The sequence below is a fragment of the Roseateles sp. So40a genome, assembly GCF_048081605.1.
Taxonomy (GTDB): domain Bacteria; phylum Pseudomonadota; class Gammaproteobacteria; order Burkholderiales; family Burkholderiaceae_C; genus Roseateles.
The window spans coordinates 2813243-2831929 of the sequence record NZ_CP182288.1 but is presented as its reverse complement, the minus strand read 5'-3'; the positions used below and the strand labels follow the sequence as shown (position 1 = coordinate 2831929).

General features: G+C 68.8%; 14 protein-coding genes and 1 tRNA gene. 7 read left to right on the top strand and 8 right to left on the bottom strand.

Translation table 11 applies throughout. The features are described 5' to 3' along the window. Nucleotides 1-55 precede the first annotated feature (55 nt). Nucleotides 56-691 carry a TetR/AcrR family transcriptional regulator gene (locus ACNI65_RS12885; RefSeq protein WP_416763479.1) on the bottom strand — a complete coding sequence of 212 codons (636 nt, stop codon included), beginning with the start codon at nucleotides 689-691 and terminating at the stop codon, nucleotides 56-58. A gap of 123 nt (nucleotides 692-814) precedes the next feature. Here ACNI65_RS12885 and ACNI65_RS12880 point away from each other — a divergent pair, with 123 nt between their 5' ends. The 5 genes from ACNI65_RS12880 to ACNI65_RS12860 are packed head-to-tail and all read left to right on the top strand — an operon-like array spanning nucleotide 815 to nucleotide 7902. Beyond that, a complete protein-coding gene (locus ACNI65_RS12880) occupies nucleotides 815-2293 on the top strand; it encodes an NAD(P)-dependent oxidoreductase (RefSeq protein WP_416763478.1) in 1479 nt (492 codons plus the stop codon). Continuing rightward, a complete protein-coding gene (gene preA, locus ACNI65_RS12875; RefSeq protein WP_416763477.1) occupies nucleotides 2286-3638 on the top strand; it encodes an NAD-dependent dihydropyrimidine dehydrogenase subunit PreA in 1353 nt (450 codons plus the stop codon). Before ACNI65_RS12880 ends, preA begins: the two co-directional genes overlap by 8 nt. Next, on the top strand, nucleotides 3635-5143 hold the full coding sequence (locus ACNI65_RS12870; protein ID WP_416763476.1) for an NCS1 family nucleobase:cation symporter-1: 1509 nt from the start codon (nucleotides 3635-3637) through the stop codon (nucleotides 5141-5143). The genes preA and ACNI65_RS12870 overlap by 4 nt, the downstream gene beginning before the upstream one ends. A gap of 11 nt (nucleotides 5144-5154) precedes the next feature. Then, complete coding sequence (gene hydA, locus ACNI65_RS12865) at nucleotides 5155-6606, top strand: dihydropyrimidinase (protein ID WP_416763475.1); 1452 nt, start codon at nucleotides 5155-5157, stop codon at nucleotides 6604-6606. A gap of 15 nt (nucleotides 6607-6621) precedes the next feature. Continuing rightward, on the top strand, nucleotides 6622-7902 hold the full coding sequence (locus tag ACNI65_RS12860; protein ID WP_416763474.1) for a Zn-dependent hydrolase: 1281 nt from the start codon (nucleotides 6622-6624) through the stop codon (nucleotides 7900-7902). Nucleotides 7903-7973: 71 nt separating this feature from the next. On the opposite strand, the gene ACNI65_RS12855 is transcribed toward ACNI65_RS12860, so the two are convergent. From ACNI65_RS12855 to ACNI65_RS12845, 3 genes are all read right to left on the bottom strand, one after another. After that, nucleotides 7974-8049, bottom strand: a tRNA-Ala gene (locus tag ACNI65_RS12855). 104 nt (nucleotides 8050-8153) lie between these two features. Then, a complete protein-coding gene (locus tag ACNI65_RS12850; protein ID WP_416763473.1) occupies nucleotides 8154-9554 on the bottom strand; it encodes a hypothetical protein in 1401 nt (466 codons plus the stop codon). Nucleotides 9555-9676: 122 nt separating this feature from the next. Next, nucleotides 9677-10777, bottom strand: coding sequence for an NlpC/P60 family protein (locus ACNI65_RS12845; protein WP_416763472.1), 1101 nt, complete (start codon nucleotides 10775-10777; stop codon nucleotides 9677-9679). A gap of 305 nt (nucleotides 10778-11082) precedes the next feature. Between ACNI65_RS12845 and ACNI65_RS12840 the strand changes: the two genes are divergently transcribed. Beyond that, nucleotides 11083-12996 carry a propionate--CoA ligase gene (locus ACNI65_RS12840; protein ID WP_416763471.1) on the top strand — a complete coding sequence of 638 codons (1914 nt, stop codon included), beginning with the start codon at nucleotides 11083-11085 and terminating at the stop codon, nucleotides 12994-12996. A 144-nt stretch (nucleotides 12997-13140) separates the two neighbouring features. Here the strand turns inward: ACNI65_RS12840 and ACNI65_RS12835 are convergent, their stop codons facing one another. Continuing rightward, nucleotides 13141-14007 carry an HAD family hydrolase gene (locus ACNI65_RS12835; protein ID WP_416763470.1) on the bottom strand — a complete coding sequence of 289 codons (867 nt, stop codon included), beginning with the start codon at nucleotides 14005-14007 and terminating at the stop codon, nucleotides 13141-13143. A 53-nt stretch (nucleotides 14008-14060) separates the two neighbouring features. Between ACNI65_RS12835 and mdtD the strand changes: the two genes are divergently transcribed. After that, on the top strand, nucleotides 14061-15572 hold the full coding sequence (gene mdtD / locus ACNI65_RS12830; RefSeq protein ID WP_416763469.1) for a multidrug transporter subunit MdtD: 1512 nt from the start codon (nucleotides 14061-14063) through the stop codon (nucleotides 15570-15572). Nucleotides 15573-15648: 76 nt separating this feature from the next. On the opposite strand, the gene ACNI65_RS12825 is transcribed toward mdtD, so the two are convergent. The 3 genes from ACNI65_RS12825 to ACNI65_RS12815 all read right to left on the bottom strand — a co-directional run bounded on the left by ACNI65_RS12825 (nucleotide 15649) and on the right by ACNI65_RS12815 (nucleotide 18674). Then, nucleotides 15649-17385, bottom strand: coding sequence for a PhoH family protein (locus ACNI65_RS12825; protein WP_416763468.1), 1737 nt, complete (start codon nucleotides 17383-17385; stop codon nucleotides 15649-15651). 261 nt (nucleotides 17386-17646) lie between these two features. Then, a complete protein-coding gene (locus ACNI65_RS12820) occupies nucleotides 17647-18126 on the bottom strand; it encodes a peroxiredoxin (RefSeq protein ID WP_416763467.1) in 480 nt (159 codons plus the stop codon). Between the two features lie 173 nt (nucleotides 18127-18299). Beyond that, nucleotides 18300-18674, bottom strand: coding sequence for an Mth938-like domain-containing protein (locus ACNI65_RS12815; protein WP_416763466.1), 375 nt, complete (start codon nucleotides 18672-18674; stop codon nucleotides 18300-18302). Nucleotides 18675-18687 lie beyond the last annotated feature (13 nt).

The following is an 18687-nucleotide window of genomic DNA, read 5'->3' as shown; positions in this document are numbered from 1 at the left end:
GCGATAGCTGGCGATTCTGTTCGAAAACCGACCGAATGTGTGTAACCGCAGGGGATCAGTCGCGCAAGCTCTTCATCACCACGCTGGTGATCAGCGCATGCGCGGCGTCGAAGTCCTTGTCGGAGAGCTGCGTCTTGCCCATCACGACGGCGAACTGCGGGCCCAGGTCGGCGTAGGCCTGGGTCGAGGACCAGATCAGGAACATCAGGTGCGTGAAGTCCACGCGCGCCACCAGTCCCTGCCTGGCCCAGCGCTCGAAGGTGCGCACGTTGGCGCGCAGATGCGGCACCACGCTGTTGGCGAGCTGCTCCGCGTAGCGCGGCGCGCCGGTCATCACCTCGCGCGTGAAGACGGCCGAGCCGCTCGGACGCTCGCGCGAGAAGCGCAGCTTGGCGCGGATGTAGGCGCTGATCGCCGCTTCGGGATCGTGCTCGCGGGCCAGCGTGTCCATGCTCTCGAGCCAGGACGCCAGCACGCTGTCGAGCACGGCGACGTACAGCTCCTCCTTGCTCGCGTAGTAGTACAGCATGTTCTGCCGGCTGATCTCGAGCGCCGCGGCGATGCTGTCCAGCGAGACCCCTTCGAAGCCGAAACGCGCGAACTGCCGTTCGGCCTCGGCCAGGATCTGCTCCTGCTTGCGCAGGCGTGTCGCGCGGGGTTTGCGCTGCGGTGGGGTCAACAACTCGTCCATGCACCGATTGTGGGCGGTGACGCCCCATCTCGTCTCCATCGGGTTTTTACGCGATGGTCAAAGTTTTACGCATGAGTAAATATCGTCGGCGTACTGCCCGGTCAGGGTGGGAACGAGGACGAGATGACGAACACGCAATCGCAACACACGTCGGACGAATCCCCTCGCAGTGGGCCGCGCGCCGGACGGCTGGACGCCGCCGATTACGCCCGCAACTTCTGCGATGCCCATCCCCCGCTCACGCCCGCGCAGGCACGGATCGAGTCGGAGCGCTGCTACTACTGCTTCGATGCGCCGTGCATCACGGCCTGTCCCACGGGCATCGACATCCCGACCTTCATCCAGCGCATCGCGCAGGACAACCTTCGCGGCGCGGCGCGCGCCATCCTCGAGGCCAACCCGCTGGGCGGCATGTGCGCGCGGGTCTGTCCGACCGAGGTCCTGTGCGAGCAGGCCTGCGTGCGCAACCGGCACGAGGACAAGCCCGTGGAGATCGGTCTCCTGCAGCGGCACGCGACCGATGCGCATCTCTCGGAACAGGCCGCCGGGTCCGGCGCGCCGCTGTTCACGCGAGCCCCTTCGACGGGGCGGCGCATCGCCGTTGTCGGCGCGGGTCCCGCCGGCCTGGCCTGCGCGCACGGCCTGGCGCGGCGCGGGCATGACGTGGTGCTGCTCGACGCGAAGCCCAAGCTCGGCGGGCTCAACGAGTACGGACTCGCCACCTACAAGACGGCGGGCGACTTCGCGCAGCGCGAGATCGACTGGCTGCTGTCGATCGGCGGCATCGAGCCGCGCTGCGATCAGCAGCTCGGCCGGGACTTCACGCTCGATGCGCTGCTCGCGGACTTCGACGCGGTGTTCCTCGGTCTCGGCCTGGCGGGCGTGAACGCGCTGGGCATCGAGACACCGCCCTTGGAGGGCCTGCGCGCCGCGGTGGACTTCATCGCCGAGCTTCGGCAGAGCGATCCGTCGCGGGTGCCGATCGGACGGCGCGTCGTGGTCATCGGCGGCGGAATGACCGCGGTGGACGCCGCGGTGCAGGCCCGGCTGCTGGGCGCCGAGGAAGTCACGATGGTCTATCGGCGCGGACCGGCCTCGCTGTCCGCGTCGGAGGTCGAGGTGCGCTGGGCGCAGACGAATGGTGTCACCGTGCGCCACTGGGCCAAGCCGGCCGCGGTGCTCGGTGAACAGGGGCGTGTCACCGGGATGCGCTTCGCGGCGACGGCGGAGCAGGGCGGCCGGCTCGTGGAGACCGGCGAGACCTTCACGCTCGCCGCCGACATGGTGCTTCAGGCCATCGGCCAGAGTTTCGTCGGCGATCCCATCGACGAGCCCCTCGACGAGCCCATGGGCGCGTCGATCGCGCGGGTCGGTGGCCGCATCGGCACGGACGAGGAAGGCCGTACCAGCCATCCACGCGTGTGGGCCGGCGGCGATTGCCGCCCTGGCGGCCGCGACCTGACGGTGGAGGCCGTCGAGCACGGCAAGCGCGCGGCGGTGTCCATCGATGCCGCGCTGCGCGACGGGACGCTCACGGCCAGCGCTCCGGTCAGCATTCCTGCCAGCACCCCCGCCAGCCTTCAGGAGGTCCAACGTGGCTGATCTCACCAGCACCTTCGTGGGCATCAAGAGTCCGAACCCGTTCTGGCTGGCCTCCGCGCCGCCGACCGACAAGGAGATCAACGTCACCCGCGCGTTCGAGGCCGGCTGGGGCGGCGTCGTGTGGAAGACGCTGGGCGAGGATCCGCCCGTGGTCAACGTGAGCGGTCCGCGTTACGCCACGCTGATGTCGCAGGACCGCCGCGTCATCGGCCTGAACAACATCGAGCTGATCACCGATCGGCCGCTGCGCACCAACCTCGAGGAGATCGCGCGGGTCAAGCGCGCGTGGCCGGATCGCGCGATGGTGGTGTCGCTGATGGTGCCCGTCGACGAGGTGGCCTGGAAGCGCATCCTGCCGATGGTCGAGGACACCGGGGCCGACGGGATCGAGCTCAACTTCGGCTGCCCGCATGGCATGAGCGAGCGCGGCATGGGCGCGGCCGTGGGCCAGGTGCCCGAGTACATCCAGCGCATCGCCCAATGGTGCAAGCACTACTCGCGACTGCCCACGATCGTGAAGCTGACGCCCAACATCACCGACGTGCGCCACCCGGCGCGCGCGGCCAAGGCCGGCGGCGCGGACGCGGTCAGCCTGATCAACACGATCAACTCCATCATGGGCGTGGACCTCGATCGCCTCACGATGCTGCCCAGCACCGATGGCTGGGGCTCGCACGGCGGGTACTGCGGCCCGGCGGTGAAGCCCATCGCGCTGAACATGGTGGCCGAGATCGCGCGCGATCCGCTGACCGCGGGACTGCCCATCTCGGGCATCGGCGGCGTCACCACCTGGCGCGACGCGGCCGAGTTCATCGCGCTGGGCGCGGGCAATGTGCAGGTCTGCACCGCCGCGATGGTCTACGGCTTCAAGATCGTGCAGGACCTCTGCGACGGCTTGTCCAACTACCTCGACGCGCACGGGATGCGGTCGGTGGAGGAGCTGCGCGGCCGCGCCACGCCGACGGTCAAGGACTGGAAGGCGCTGAACCTCAACCACGTCGAGAAGGCCGTCATCAACCAGGACAGCTGCATCCAGTGCGGCCGCTGCCACGTGGTCTGCGAGGACACTTCGCACCAGGCGATCAGCGCGACCAAGGACGGGCGACGTCACTTCGAGGTCAAGGACGAGGAGTGCGTGGGTTGCAACCTGTGCGTCTCCATCTGCCCGGTGCCTGACACGATCACGATGCGCGCGCTCCGCCCCGGTGAGATCGACAAACGGACCGGGCTGCCGGTGAGCGGCGAGTACGCCAACTGGACGACGCATCCGAACAACCCGGGCGCCGTCTGTGCGAGTGCAGCGAGCGGCGCAGCCGCGACCGAAACGCTGCAGGGGGTCGCATGAACGCTTCAACCGCATCGAGCGCACCGAGCGCATCGAACGTCGCGTCCGGCAGCGAGCAGCTCTTCAACGCCGACCTCGCCCCCACGCGGCCCGAGCAGCGCACCTGGCGCTGGTATCACTTCGCCGCGCTGTGGGTGGGCATGGTGATGTGCATTCCCGCCTATACGCTGGCCGCGGGACTGATCGAGTCCGGCATGTCCTGGAGCCAGGCCGTCGCGACGGTGTTCCTCGGCAATTTCATCGTGCTGATCCCGATGCTGCTGATCGGTCACGCGGGCGCGAAGCACGGCATTCCCTACGCGGTGCTGGCCCGCGCGTCCTTCGGCACGCGCGGCGCCCGGCTGCCGGCGCTGCTGCGCGCGCTCGTGGCCTGCGGCTGGTACGGGATCCAGACCTGGTTCGGCGGAATGATGATCTACACGCTCATCGGCACGCTGCTGGGCCGCCCGCTCGATGCCGATCCGCTGCCCGGTCTGGGCATCACCGCCGGACAGCTCGCGTGTTTCCTCGTGTTCTGGGCGCTGCAGCTGTATTTCGTCGTCCACGGCATCGAGTCGATCCGCAAGCTTGAGACCTACACCGCGCCGATCAAGATCGTCATCTGCTTCGTGCTGCTGGGCTGGGCGTGGCAGCGCGCGGGCGGCTTCGGTCCCATCCTCGATCAGCCCTCGCAGTTCGTCGAGGGCGGCCGGAAGGCCGGTCAGTTCTGGGCGGTGTTCTGGCCGTCGCTGACGGCGATGGTCGGCTTCTGGGCCACGCTCGCGCTGAACATCCCCGACTTCACGCGCTTCGCCCGCTCGCAGCGGGACCAGCTCGTCGGACAGGCCGTCGGCCTGCCCGCGCCGATGGGGCTGCTGGCCGCGCTCGCGGTGATCGTGACCTCCGCGACCGTCGTCATCTACGGCAAGGCGATCTGGGATCCGGTGGATCTCGCCAGCCGGATGACCGGCGCGGCGGTGCTCATCGCGCTGATCGTGCTGTTGATCGACACCGTCAGCGTGAACCTCGCGGCCAACCTCGTCGGCCCGGCCTTCGATTTCTCGGCGCTGGCGCCGCGCCGGATCTCGTATCGCACCGGCGGCTTCATCACCGCGGGACTGGCGCTGGCGATGATGCCGTGGAAGATCCTCGAGTCCACGCAGGGCTACATCTTCACGTGGCTGATCGGGTACTCGGCGCTGCTCGGCCCGGTGGCCGGCATCCTGATCGTCGACTACTACCTGATCCGCCGCACCGAGCTGCACGTCGACGAGCTCTACCGCGAGGGCGGGCGCTACAGCTACGGCTCGGGCTGGAACTGGGCGGCGCTGCTGGCCTTCGTGCTGGGCGTGCTGCCCAACCTGCCGGGCTTCCTGAACGCGGCGATGCCGGCGCGCTTCGGCGACGTGGCCGAGCCCTTCAAGCTGATCTACACCTACGCCTGGTTCGTCGGCATGGCGATCGCGGCGGTGGTCTATCGCGTGGCCATGGGCGCGCGGACCCGGCCGGTTCCGGCCACTGCGTGAGGAGATCCCCGATGAACAAGCCCCTCCTGATCCGCGGCGCGACGGTCGTCAACGCCGACCGCGAGACGCCGGCCGATGTGCTGTGCGTGGACGGCCGCATCGCCGCCGTGGGCGAGGCCGCCGCGCGCGAGGCGCCGGCCGGCTGCGAGCTGCTCGACGGCACAGGCCGCTACCTGCTGCCCGGCGGCATCGATCCGCACACCCACATGCAGCTGCCCTTCATGGGCACGGTGACGCAGGACGACTTCTTCAGCGGCACCGCCGCGGGACTGGCCGGCGGCACGACGAGCATCATCGACTTCGTCATCCCCAATCCGCAGCAGCCGCTGATGGAGGCCTACCAGCAATGGCGCGGCTGGGCGGAGAAGTCCGCCGCCGACTACGGCTTCCACGTCGCCGTGACCTGGTGGAGCGACAGCGTGCATGCCGACATGGGGCGGCTGGTGGCCGAGGAGGGCATCAACAGCTTCAAGCACTTCATGGCCTACAAGAACGCCATCATGTGTGACGACGAGACGCTGGTGAACAGCTTCCGCCGAGCGCTGGAGCTCGGCGCGATGCCCACCGTGCACGCGGAGAACGGCGAGCTGGTCTACCTGCTGCAGCAGGAGGTGGCCAAGATGGGCATCACCGGGCCCGAGGGCCATCCGCTGTCGCGTCCGCCGATGGTGGAGGGCGAAGCCGCCAACCGCGCGATCGCGATCGCCGACGTGCTGGGCGTGCCGATCTACATCGTGCATGTCTCGTGCATCGAGGCCGCCGAGGCGATTGCCCGCGCTCGCGCGCGGGGGCAGCGCGTGTATGGCGAGGTGCTCGCGGGTCACCTGCTGATCGACGACAGCGTGTATCGGCATCCTGACTTCGCCACCGCCGCGGCCTATGTGATGAGCCCGCCGTTCCGGCCCAAGATCCATCAGGAGTTCCTGTGGCGCGGGCTGCAGAGCGGTCAGCTGCACACGACGGCGACGGACCATTGCACCTTCTGCGCCGACCAGAAGGCCGCGGGCCGCGAGAACTTCGCGAGGATCCCCAACGGTTGCGGCGGCATCGAGGAACGCATGGCGGTGATCTGGGATGCGGGCGTCAACACAGGGCGGCTCACGCCCAGCGAGTTCGTCGCGATCACGTCGGCCAACTGCGCGCAGCTCTTCAACCTCTATCCGCGCAAGGGCGTGATCGCGCCGGGCGCCGATGCCGACCTGGTGCTGTGGGATCCGCAGGCGACGAAGACCTTGTCGGCCAGGACGCACCACAGCCGCAACGACTTCAACATCTTCGAAGGCCGCACCGTGCGCGGCATCCCCAGCCACACGATCAGCCAGGGCCGGGTGGTGTACGCGGACGGGGATCTGCGCGCCGAGGCGGGCAAGGGCCGTTATCTCAAGCGTCCGCCCTTCGGGCCTCACTTCAAGGCGGCGCAGGCGCGCTCGCAGGACCTGGCGCCGACGGCCGTCGCGCGCTGAAGCAAGGAGTCGGTGATGGACATGAAGACCACGACCACGACCTCGGCCTCGACCTCACTGGACGGGCTGCGCATCAATGGGGATCGGCTCTGGGAGTCGCTGATGGCGCTGGCCCGCATTGGCGCCACGCCCAAGGGCGGCGTGTGCCGGCTGACGCTGACTGACCTTGATCGCGAGGGGCGGGACCTGGTCACGCGCTGGGCGCGCGAGGCCGGCATGACGGTCACCATCGACAAGATCGGCAACGGCTTCATGCGGCGGCCGGGGCGCAACAACGCGCTGCCGCCGATCATGACGGGCAGTCACATCGACACCCAGCCCACCGGCGGGAAGTTCGATGGGAACTATGGCGTGCTCGCGGGGCTGGAAGTGGTGCGCACGCTCAACGATCACGGCATCGAGACGAAAGCGCCAATCGAGGTCGCGTTCTGGACCAACGAGGAGGGCTCGCGCTTCGTGCCGGTGATGATGGGCTCGGGGGTCTTCGCCAAGGCCTTCACGCTGGAACACGCGTATGCGGCGACCGATGTCGAGGGCAAGACGGTGCGCGACGAGCTCGCGCGCATCGGCTACATCGGCGAGCAGGAGCCCGGCGATCATCCGATGGGGGCCTACTTCGAGACCCACATCGAGCAGGGGCCGGTGCTGGAGGACAACGACAAGGTGATTGGCGTGGTGCAGGGCGTGCTGGGCATCCGCTGGTTCGATTGCACGGTCACCGGCATGGAGGCGCACGCGGGGCCGACGCCGATGGCGCTGCGCAAGGATGCGCTGCTGGCCGCGACGCGGATCATGCAGGACGTGGTGGAAGCCGCGCATCGGCATCCGCCGCACGGGCGCGGGACGGTGGGCATGGTGCAGGTGTTCCCGAACAGCCGCAACGTGATCCCGGGCCGGGTGAAGTTCAGCATCGACCTGCGCAACGCGACGGACGCGCTGGTCGATCAGATGGCCGACGAGGTGAAGGCCTTCGCCGCGCGGGTGGCGCGCGAGCACGGGGTGGAGGTGGGGATCGAGCTGGTGTCGAGCTACTCGGCGATCGGCTTCCATCCGGACTGCGTCGAGGCGGTGGGGCGCGCGGCGGAGAAGCTGGGTTACTCGCACATGCCGGCGGTGTCGGGCGCGGGGCATGACGCGGTCTACATGGCGAGGCTGGCGCCGGCCGGGATGATCTTCATCCCCTGCAAGGACGGCATCAGCCACAACGAGAACGAGGACGCCAAGCCCGAGCACATCACGGCCGGCTGCAACGTGCTGCTGCACGCGATGCTGGAGCGGGCTGGCGTGGTGCGGTGATCGGCGTGGAGGGCTGAGCCGCAGAAAGAGAAAGGGGTCGCGCCTTGCGGTGCGACCCCTTTCGGATTTGTTGGTGGAGAGGAGGAGGATCGAACTCCCGACCTTCGCATTGCGAACGCGACGCTCTCCCAGCTGAGCTACCCCCCCAACGAAGACTCGGACTATAGCAGAGATTTCACGCGCGGCCGTTCTCCAGAGGGAACTGACGCGGGAATCGCACAACGCGAAGGCCCCGCCGAGCCTTCAGGCCATCACCAGCGGCAGCCCTTGTCGCGTGCCGCGTCGCGGACCAGCGGCACCACCGCCAGCAGCCCCTTGTCCGCATAGGCCTTGCGGCAGTCCTGCTGGCCCGCCTTGCGCATTTCCTCGGCCAGCGGATCCTTGTCCTCCGGCGGCTTGGGCACCGCCTGGATCAGCCCCGACGAAGCGCCCTTCGGCCGCATCGGACCGCGCGACGGATTCAGGTCGAGATTGAGCTTGGGCGCGTTGGGTGGCGTGGATGCCGGCGTCGCCACGTCGTGACCGACCCGCGCGCCCGCGTCCGGCGCGCCGACGCTGGGCTGCGTCGACGTCGGTGAGCTCGAGCCGTCCAGCGAGATCCGGTTGGCCGGCGCCGCCGAGGGCGTCGGTGCCACGCGCGGTTGCGGCGTCGGCGGCGTCGTGGTCGGGGCCGCTTGCGGCCTCGGCGCTGGCGTAGGCGCGGGTGTCGCCGCGGGAGGCGCAGGCGTGACTTGCGGTGTAGGTGTCGGCGCCGGCGCCGGCGGTGCGGCCAGGGGCTTGGGCGCAGGTGCCGGGCTTGGCACGGGTGCGGGAGCTGGCGTGGGCGCCGGCGCCACGGGCGTCAGCGGCGGCAATTCGGCCGGCGCCTTCAGCTCGTTGGGCATCGGGGGCGTGACGGTGCGCTCGATCGGGGCGCGGTCCAGGCGGCGCACGGTCGTCGGCGTCTCGCTGAGCATCGGCGCGGGCCGCTCCGGCAGGTTCAACTCCGAGGAGGGGGCCTGCAGGCCCTCGGAAGGCAGCGTCGGACGGACAGGCGCCGCATCCCGTGATGGCGCGATCCGCGTCGGCGCGGTCACCGACGACTCGGTCGGCGTGGTCAGCGTCGTCACCTCCGGCGCGGCAGGCGGCGCCTCGGCCGCGGGAATCGGCGAGGGCGTCGGCGCTGGTTTGAGCGCAGGGGTGGGCTTGGGCGTGGGCGTCGTTGCCGGTCTGGGCGTCGGCTTCGGCGTCGGTTTGGCCGGTGCGGGCTCCGGCGGCGCGCTGCGTTCCTCGGCGATGTCGCCGATCAGCTCATCGCCGGTCTGCTGGCGCCATTGGCCCTGACGCGCCGCGCCCGGGGTCTTCAGTTCCTCGGGCGTGGGCGGCTGCTCCCGCACGGTGCCGCCGAAGCGCGGCTGCTTCGCGTCGCCGGGCGGGCCGCGCTCGGGCAGCACGGTCGCCGGTTCGCCGGATCCTGGCTCGAATCGATCGCCCTGCAGGCGCACGTTCAGCGGCCCCCAGGCGCCTTCGCCCGGCTTGGCCGAGCCACCCGGCGCGTTGCCAACCGCCAGCAGCAGCAGCACGTGCAGCAGCACGGCCAGCAACAGGGCCTGCCCCATCTGGTCGGGGGCGCGGTGCAGCGGAGTCTGGGCGGGATCGAGGACGGCGGACAAGGTGGCTCGCGGAGGATCGCGGCGGGCGGCGCTGGGGCGCAGCATAGCCGGGTTCGATGACCCGGCATGTCAGGGCTTGTCTGCGGATGGGCCGGCGCGCGAGGGGCGCCGGCAGCGCGGGGTCAGGTGCCCGGCGTCTGGTTCAGGTCGGCGCGGCGCGCACCGGTGAAACGCTTGGCCCAGTAGGCCTCGCGCATGTCCTCGACACGCACGGCGCCGCCGACGCGCGGCGAGTGGATGAACTTGCCCTCGCCGACATAGATGCCGACGTGCGAGAACGTCGCGCGCATCGTGTTGAAGAAGACCAGGTCGCCCGGCTTGAGGTCTTCCTTCTTGATCGGCACCAGGCTGGACAGCTTGGCCTGCTCGTCGGCACGGCGGGGGAGCACCAGGCCCACGCTCATCTCGAAGATGTGACGCGTGAAGCCGCTGCAGTCGAAGCCGTTGTTGACCGAGTTGCCGCCCCGCTTGTACGGGACGCCCAGGAAGTTCATCGCCGACAGCACCAGGTCGGACGCGTTGTCGCGCACCTTGTTCAGCAGGCCGGGCGACGACGGTTCCGCACCGGTCTGCGCCTGCGCGACGATGCCGCGCTGCTGCAGGAAACGCGTGACGGCATCGCTGGCGTTGGCATTGCCCGCGGCTGCACCCATCAGCGCCGTCGGGGGCAGGGCGGACGCGGTCGACGGGACCGGCGTCGCGGCGGGCGCGTTCTGCGTGGCAGCCACCAGCGTCGCAGCGGTGCCGGCGGCGGCGACCGTCGTGACGGCGGCCGTGGTGCTCGCGCTCGGACGCATCAGGCTCTGGCCGTAGGCGCCCATCATCGTGCCGGCGGGCGGCGCGACGTCGGTCTTGGCGGTGGTGGACTTGTCGGCGGTCTTCTCGACCGGCTTGTCCGCGGACCGGTCAGCGACCTTGGTGTCGGGTTTTGCCGAGCCCGCCTTGTCCGCGGTCTTCTCGACGACGGCATCGGCTGCGGCGACCTTGTCCTCGTCAGCCTTGGACGCCTTGCCCTTGGCCGCGGACTTCGTGTTCTTCGCGTCCTTCGACGACTTGCTGTTCTTCGGCTCGGCGGTCTTCTTCGCGACCGGCTTGCTGGCGGATTTCTGCGCGGACTTGGCCGTCGCGGCCTTGACGGCGGGCTTGTCGTTGGTGGACGAGGTCGACTGTTGCGCCCAGCAACTGCTGCTGGCCACGGCGCAGATCAGCCCCAGTGCGGCCATGGCGCGCTGGAGCGACTTGCGAGGGGGAGCAGAGCGGGAAGAGCGAACAGTTCTCATCGTTGTTGGGCGCGGAGACTAGGCACCATCTCCGTACCGGTCAAGCGCGAATGCCCGCAGGGCGGCGCTTGCCTAGGGAAAGTCCGGGCGTGGCCACGAGACCGGTCCCAGGAAAAACCCGGATTGGACCACAGCACCCCCTCGAATCGTTGTGAACGAAAGTTTCAGAAAAGCTCCTGGTGCGAGGATCCGTGCGTAATTCGCGCAAGACCCGCTCAGGGCGGACGCGAACGACCGAGGAGATCAAGATGACGTCAAGTTACGCGGCGATGTACGAGCGCTCGATGGGCGATCCCGACGGCTTCTGGACCGAGCAGGCTCGCCTCATCGACTGGGAGCGCCCCTTCGATCAGGTCTGCGATGCGAGCCGGCCGCCGTTCGCGCGCTGGTTCGTCGGCGGACGCACGAACCTGTGCCACAACGCGGTCGACCGTCACGCGGCCACGCGGCCCGACGATGCCGCGCTGATCTGGGTGTCGAGCGAGGTCGGCCAGGAGCGCGTCTATCGCTTCGCGGAGCTGCAGGCCGAGGTCGAAGCGATGGCCGCGATCCTGCGCGAGCAGGGCGTGGGCGTCGGAGATCGCGTGCTGATCTATCTGCCGATGATTCCCGAAGCCGCGTTCGCGATGCTGGCCTGCGCGCGGATCGGGGCGATCCATTCGGTGGTGTTCGGCGGCTTCGCCAGCCACGCGCTGGCCAACCGCATCGACGATGCGGAGCCCGTGCTGATCGTCAGCGCCGACGCGGGCAGCCGCAATGGCCGCGTGGTGCCCTACAAGCCGCTGCTGGACGAGGCCATCCGGCTCGCGGCGCATCCGCCTGCCAAGGTGCTGATGATCGATCGCGGGTTGAGCGCCTTCGAGCGCGACGCGGCGCGCGACCTCGACTACGCCGCGCATCGCGCGCGGCTGCTCGGCACGCGCGTGCCCTGCGAGTGGCTGCCCTCGGAGGCCGTGAGCTACACGCTCTACACCAGCGGCACGACGGGCAAGCCCAAGGGCGTGCAGCGCGATGTCGGCGGCTACGCGGTGGCGCTGGCCGCGAGCATGGCGCACATCTACGACGGAAGGGCGGGCGAGACCTTCTTCTCCACCAGCGACATCGGGTGGGTGGTCGGCCACAGCTACATCGTCTACGGGCCGCTCATCGCCGGCATGGCCACGCTGATGTACGAGGGCACGCCCGTGAGCCCCGATGCCGCCGTGTGGTGGCGGCTCGTGGAGCAGTACCGCGTGAGCGTGATGTTCAGCGCGCCCACCGCGGTGCGCGTGCTCAAGAAGCAGGATCCGGCTTGCCTGACGCGACATGACCTGTCGTCGCTGCGGGCGCTGTTCCTGGCTGGCGAGCCGTTGGATGAGCCGACCGCGCGCTGGATCGCCGACGCGCTGGGCAAGCCGGTCATCGACAACTATTGGCAAACGGAGACCGGCTGGCCGATCCTGACGCTGGCCCGGGGTGTGGAGGGCGGCGAGGGCGCCGAGCCGAAATGGGGCTCACCGGGCGTGCCGATGTATGGGTATCGGGTGCAGTTGCTGGACGAGCGGACCGGCGAGGTGCTGGATGCGCCGAATCAGAAGGGTTTGCTGGCCATTGCGTTCCCGCTGCCGCCAGGCTGCATGCAGACGGTGTGGCGCGATGACGAGCGATTCGTGCGCACCTACTGGTCCAGCGTGCCGGGCAAGCAGGTGTACTCGACCTTCGACTGGGCGCTGCGCGATGAGGACGGGTACTACTTCATCCTGGGCCGCAGCGATGACGTGATCAACGTGGCGGGCCATCGGTTAGGCACGCGCGAGATCGAGGAGTGCATTGCCGGACACGCCGCGGTGGCGGAGGTGGCGGTGGTGGGTGTGGCTGATGCGCTCAAGGGTCAGGTCGCGATGGCTTTCGCGGTGCTGAAGGATCCGACGCGGGCCGCGACACCGGCGGATGCATTGGCGCTGGAGGGCGAGATCCTCAAGCGCGTGGATCAGCAACTGGGTGCGGTGGCGAGGCCGTCGCGGGTGCGTTTCGTGACGCTGCTTCCGAAGACGCGTTCGGGCAAGTTGTTGCGCCGTGCGATCCAGGCGGTGTGTGAGCAGCGGGACCCGGGCGATCTGATCACGCTGGATGATCCTGGCGCGCTGGAGCAGATTCGTGACCTGATGCCGGGCAAGCCCTGACGCACAGCATGCGGATGGCGGCACGCACCACGAGGCAGACAGCGAGATCGGAGTCACCCGCAGGGGGCCCGGGAGACGGGACCTGCGAGCATCGGGCGCGGCTCCCGGGCCCCCTGCGGGTGACGGAGCGCAGTCAAAGGGGGGTTAGCGTTTCATCAACGCCCGCCAATCGTCGCGGATGAAGTGGACGACGGCGTCTTCGTGGTGGAAGCCGATGATGCGGTGGGCGGCTTGTTTGACGTCGTCGCTGGCGTTGGACATGGCGATGGCGTGATGCGCGGACTTGAGCATGGACAGGTCGTTGACCTGGTCGCCGAAGACGACGAGTTCGCGTTCATGCAGGGCGTAGCGCTCGGCGAGTGTCTTGATCGCCTGATCCTTGCTCGCTCGCCGGTCGTGGATGTTGAGCCAGGGCCAGCCTGGCATGTAGATGTCCTCGGCGAGGTGGGTGGTGACGAGGTCGCCGCAGGTGGCGAGGATCTCGGCCTGGAGGGCTTCGAGTTCGGGTGCGCGGCCGACGACGAGCATGGTGACGAGCGGATCGACGAGTTCGTCCTGCATCCGTTCGACATGGCGCAGTCGCGGATCGGCGTTGCGCTGGCGTTCGGTGACGAAGCGTTGCTGGCCCTCGTTCTGGACGTCTTGCCAGAACAGTTGATCGCCCTTGGGGCCGTGGGTGGCGATGAAAGGCATGAGGCCGTGGCGGCGGACCAGCGCGAAGATCGCCTGACCCAGTGAGGGTTCCATGGCGTTGACCAGTTCATGCCGGCCGGTGCGCAGGTCGCTGATGTAGGCGCCGTTGGAGGACACCACGGGCAGCGAGATGGGCAGGCCTTCCAGGATGCGGGCGATCGACACCACGTGGCGGGCGCTGGCGACGGTGAAGGCCAGGCCTTCGGCCAGCAGTTCGGTGAGGCCCGCGCGGGTCGCGGGCGAGAGTTGGGCCTGCGGATCGAGCAGGGTCCCGTCGAGATCGGAGACGTAGAAGCGCATGGAACATCTGGCGGCCATCGAACGCCGCGATAGGCGCACATCCTACGCTGGCACCGTTCGATACTTGGCGGATGCCGCCTGCCCAGACCCCGCCGCCATCGCCGCCGCCATCGCCCTCGTCCTCAGGCTCCTCGACGACGCCGCTCGATGTCTTGGGGCGGCCGAGGCTGGACGATGCGACGCGGCGCTGGCTGCCGTGGGTGGTCGCGTTGGCCTTCTTCATGCAGACGCTGGACACGACGATCCTGAACACGGCGCTGCCCGGCATGGCGAAGGATCTGGGCGAGGACCCGCTGCGGATGCAGTCGGCGGTCGTGGCCTACCTGCTGACGGTGGCCTTGCTGATCCCTGCTTCCGGGTGGCTGGCGGACCGCTTTGGCACCCGCACGGTGTTCCTTTGGGCGATCGGCCTGTTCAGTTTGGGGTCGCTGGCATGCGCGGTCTCGCCCAGCCTGCATGTGCTGGTGGCGGCGCGGGTCGTGCAAGGGGTGGGCGGCGCCTTGCTGGTGCCGGTCGGGCGGCTGGTGGTGCTGCGCGCCTTCCCGAAGGGAGAGTTCCTGACCGTGATGACCTTCATCAGCCTGCCCGGGCTGGTCGGTCCGCTGCTCGGGCCGACGCTGGGCGGGGTGCTCGTGGAATTCGCGAGCTGGCATTGGATCTTCCTGATCAACCTGCCGGTGGGGCTGGCCGGCGCCTTCGCGTGCCGGCGCTACATGCCGCAGATCAAGGGGCCAATCGGGCGGCGTTTCGACTGGGGCGGCTACGGGCTGTTCAGCGTGGGGCTGATGCTGCTGTCGCTGGCGCTCCAGGGCTTCGGCGAACATGTCGTCAGCGTGGCCGTGTGCTTCGTGATGCTGGTCGCGGGCGTGGCCTGCATGATGGCCTACTGGCTGCATGCGACACGCAGCGACGAGCCGCTGTTCTCGCCCGCGCTCTTCGCGGTGCCGACCTTCCGCATCGGCTTGCTGGGCAACGTCTTCGCGCGGCTGGGCAGCGGGGCCACGCCTTTCCTCACGCCGCTGTTCCTGCAGGTCGGCCTGGGCTTCTCGCCCAGCGAGGCGGGGCTGTCGATGATCCCGTCGGTGCTGGGCGCGATGTTCACCAAGACGCTGGCGATCCGGCTCATCCGGCGCGCTGGCTACCGCCGGGTGCTGATCGTCAACACGCTGCTGCTCGGGGTGCTGATCGCGAGCTTCGCGCTGATCCCGCGCGGGGTCGGGCACGTGTGGCTGGCGATCCACCTCGGTCTGTTTGGCATGATCAACAGCATGCAGTTCACCGCGATGAACACGCTGACGCTGGGCGACCTCGACGAGCGCACCGCCAGCGCGGGCAACAGCCTGCTGGCGGTGGTGATGCAATTGTCGATGAGCCTGGGCGTGGCGACGTCCAGCGCCTTCCTGCTGCTGTTCTCGCACGGGCTTCCACGCACCGAGGGCGCGGCGATCGTGCCGGCCTTCCATGGCACCTACCTGGCCCTGGGCGCGATGGCCGCGATGGCGGCGTTCATCTTCTACCAGTTGCGCCGCGATGAAGGCGCCGCGGAGGAGACCGCGCAATCCCGGCTGACGCCGGAGGATTGACAGCGTCCTCCCCCAAAAGAGAAAAGCCACCCCGAGGGGTGGCTCTGTCGTGCAGGACGCCGGGCGGGCGAGGCGCTCAGAGCACCTCGGACGCGAAGTCCGCGAGCCGCGAGCGCTCGCCGCGCGCGAGCGTGACGTGGCCGCTGTGGGCCCAGCCCTTGAACTTGTCGACCGCGAAGGTCAGACCCGAGCTGCCTTCGGTCAGATACGGCGTGTCGATCTGCGCCAGGTTGCCCAGGCAGACGATCTTCGTGCCGGGGCCCGCGCGGGTGATCAGCGTCTTCATCTGCTTGGGCGTCAGGTTCTGCGCCTCGTCGATGATCACGTACTTGTTCAGGAACGTGCGCCCGCGCATGAAGTTCAGGCTCTTGATCTTGATCTTGCTGCGCACCAGGTCGTTGGTGGCCGCGCGACCCCACTCGCCGGCGGTGCTGTCGCCGCGCGCCAGCACTTCCAGGTTGTCGTCGAGCGCGCCCATCCACGGGCCCATCTTTTCCTCTTCCGTGCCGGGCAGGAAACCGATGTCCTCACCGACGGGCACGGTCACGCGGGTCACGATGATCTCGCTGTAGCGGCGCTCGTCGAGCACCTGCGACAGGCCCGCGGCCAGCGTCATCAGCGTCTTGCCGGTGCCGGCGGAGCCGGTCAGCGTGACGAAGTCGCAGTCCGGATCCATCAGCAGGTTCAGCGCGAAGTTCTGCTCGCGGTTGCGCGAGGCCACGCCCCACACCGAATGCTTCTGGTGGCCGTAGTCCTTGAGCGTGCGCAGCACGGCGGTCTTGCCGGTGATCTCCTGCACCTTCGCGTACAGCGGCGCGGCGCCGGGCGCTTCCAGGTAGACCAGCTGATTGATCAGCAGCGTGGGCACCAGCGGACCGCTGATCCGGTAGAACGTGGTGCCGCCTTGCTGCCAGCTCTCCATCGTCTTGCCGTGACGCTCCCAGAAGTCCGCCGGCAGCGCCTGTACGCCGGTGTAGAGCAGGTCGGAGTCCTCGAGCGTCTTGTCGTTGCGGTAATCCTCCGCCGGCAGGCCCAGCGCGCGGGCCTTGATGCGCATGTTGATGTCCTTGGACACCAGCACGACTTCGCGGCCGGGTTGCTGCGCCTTGAGCGCCTGCACGACGCCCAGGATCTGGTTGTCGGCCTTGCCCTGGGGCAGGCCCTGCGGCAGCGGCGTCTCGAACAGCGTGGTCTGGAAGAACAGCTTGCCGCCGGCCTCGCGGTGACCGGTCTGGTCCAGCGGCAGGCCCTTGGACATCTCCTCGATGGAGCTCGACTTGAGCGAGGCCGCCAGCGCGTCCAGGTCGCGGCTGACCTGGCGCACGTTGCGGGCGACCTCGGTCATGCCCTTCTTGTGGCCGTCCAGCTCCTCGAGCGTGATCATCGGCAGGTAGATGTCGTGTTCCTCGAAGCGGAACAGCGACATCGGGTCGTGCATCAGCACGTTGGTGTCGAGCACGAACAGTTTCGGGTCGCCGACGGTCTTGCGCGCCTTGGCGCGGCTCGGGGCGGCCTTCTTCGCCGGGGTCTTGTCCGAGGCGGGCGGGACCAGCGCCAGCGACGGCGAGTTGCCGCCGCGGGCTTCCACCGGCTCGGTGCGCTGACGCGCGGGCGCGGGGCTCGCCGTGCTCACGGGACTCGAGGTCGGCGCGGGCGCGCTGGCGGCGGGCACGGGGGTCTCGGCGCGCGAGGCAGCGAGCGGAGCGGACGGGGCCTCGAGCGCGGGAGGACGTTTGCTGGGCGACAGGTTGGTCGCGAAGGAATCGGAATCTAGGCGGCTGGCGCGCTTGGTCGGAGGCTTGGGCAGTGGCATGTGCGGGGTGGGACGACTTGCTTGATGAGCCTGGGTCGATGCGGACCAGGGGTCATGCCCCGGGCCTGACGGGCGGCGGCGCTGCCGGAGGTATCGGCGGCAACGCGGGGCCCGGACTCGCGCGCGGCGCCCAGAAGACAAAAAGCCGCACCGGGACCGGTGCGGCTTGTCTTCGGGGATTCATTCGCTGCGATCAGGCACAGGGGCATGCGGCTGATTATGCACAACTCCCGGCGTCCGCCCGTGACGGGCGAAAGAAGATCAGGCGGCTTCCTTCTTCAGGGCCTTGACGGCCTTGAGGACTTCCTCGACGTGACCGGCGACCTTGATCCCGCGCCATTCCTCGCGCAAGATGCCTTGGGCGTCGATCAGGAAAGTCGAGCGTTCAATGCCTTTGACTTTCTTGCCGTACATGATCTTGTTCTTCACCACACCGAACATGTGGCAAAGTTTTTCCTCGGTGTCGGCGATCAGTTCGAAAGGCAGCTCGAGGTTCTGCTTGAACTTGTCGTGCGAGGCCATGTTGTCGCGGGAGACCCCCAGCACGACGGCGCCGGCCTTCACGAATTCCTTGTGATGGTCGCGGAACTGCATCGCCTCGGTGGTGCAGCCCGGGGTGTTGTCCTTCGGGTAGAAGTACAGCACCACGACCTTGCCCACGAAGGCTTGGGGTGTGAACTTCACGCCTCCCGTGGCAAGAGCTTCAATATCCGGGAGGGGTTTGTTGAGCGCTGGCGTCATGTGGCGTTCTTCAGAGAGATGTGCCCGGGCGGGCATAGCCAGCGATTATACGTTGAATGGGTCCTTCTCTGGCCGGGCTGACATGGACGAGTCAGAGCGCTCCCTCAGAGAGGTGCGCGGCCGCGGTCGCACCCCGCGCCGCGGCGGGCGACGCGGTGTGGTCGGCGCGTCGTTCAGGCCTCGATGAGCAGCGCCGCGAGCACGGCCCGGCCTTCGCTGGCCAGCACGTTGTAGGTGCGGCAGGCCGCGCCGATGTCCATGGTTTCCATGCCGATGCGTGCCTGGATCAGCCCCCGGTACAGCGCCGGTCTCGCGAACCGGATCTTCGAGCCGCTGCCGAAGATCACCAGTTCGGGCTTGAGCGCGAGGATGCGTTCGAAGTGGGCCTCGGTGAGGTCCTCGAAACGCCGGACGTTCCAGGCCTCAGGTTGCCCCTGCCAGGGAACGAGCACGCTGTGCGCCTGCTCGACGCCGTTGACCCACACGTGGTGCAGGTCGTGCGCGGAGATCATGTTGCCGCCCAGCGGCTGGTCGGGTTGAAATTTCATTGAGGGTGATTTT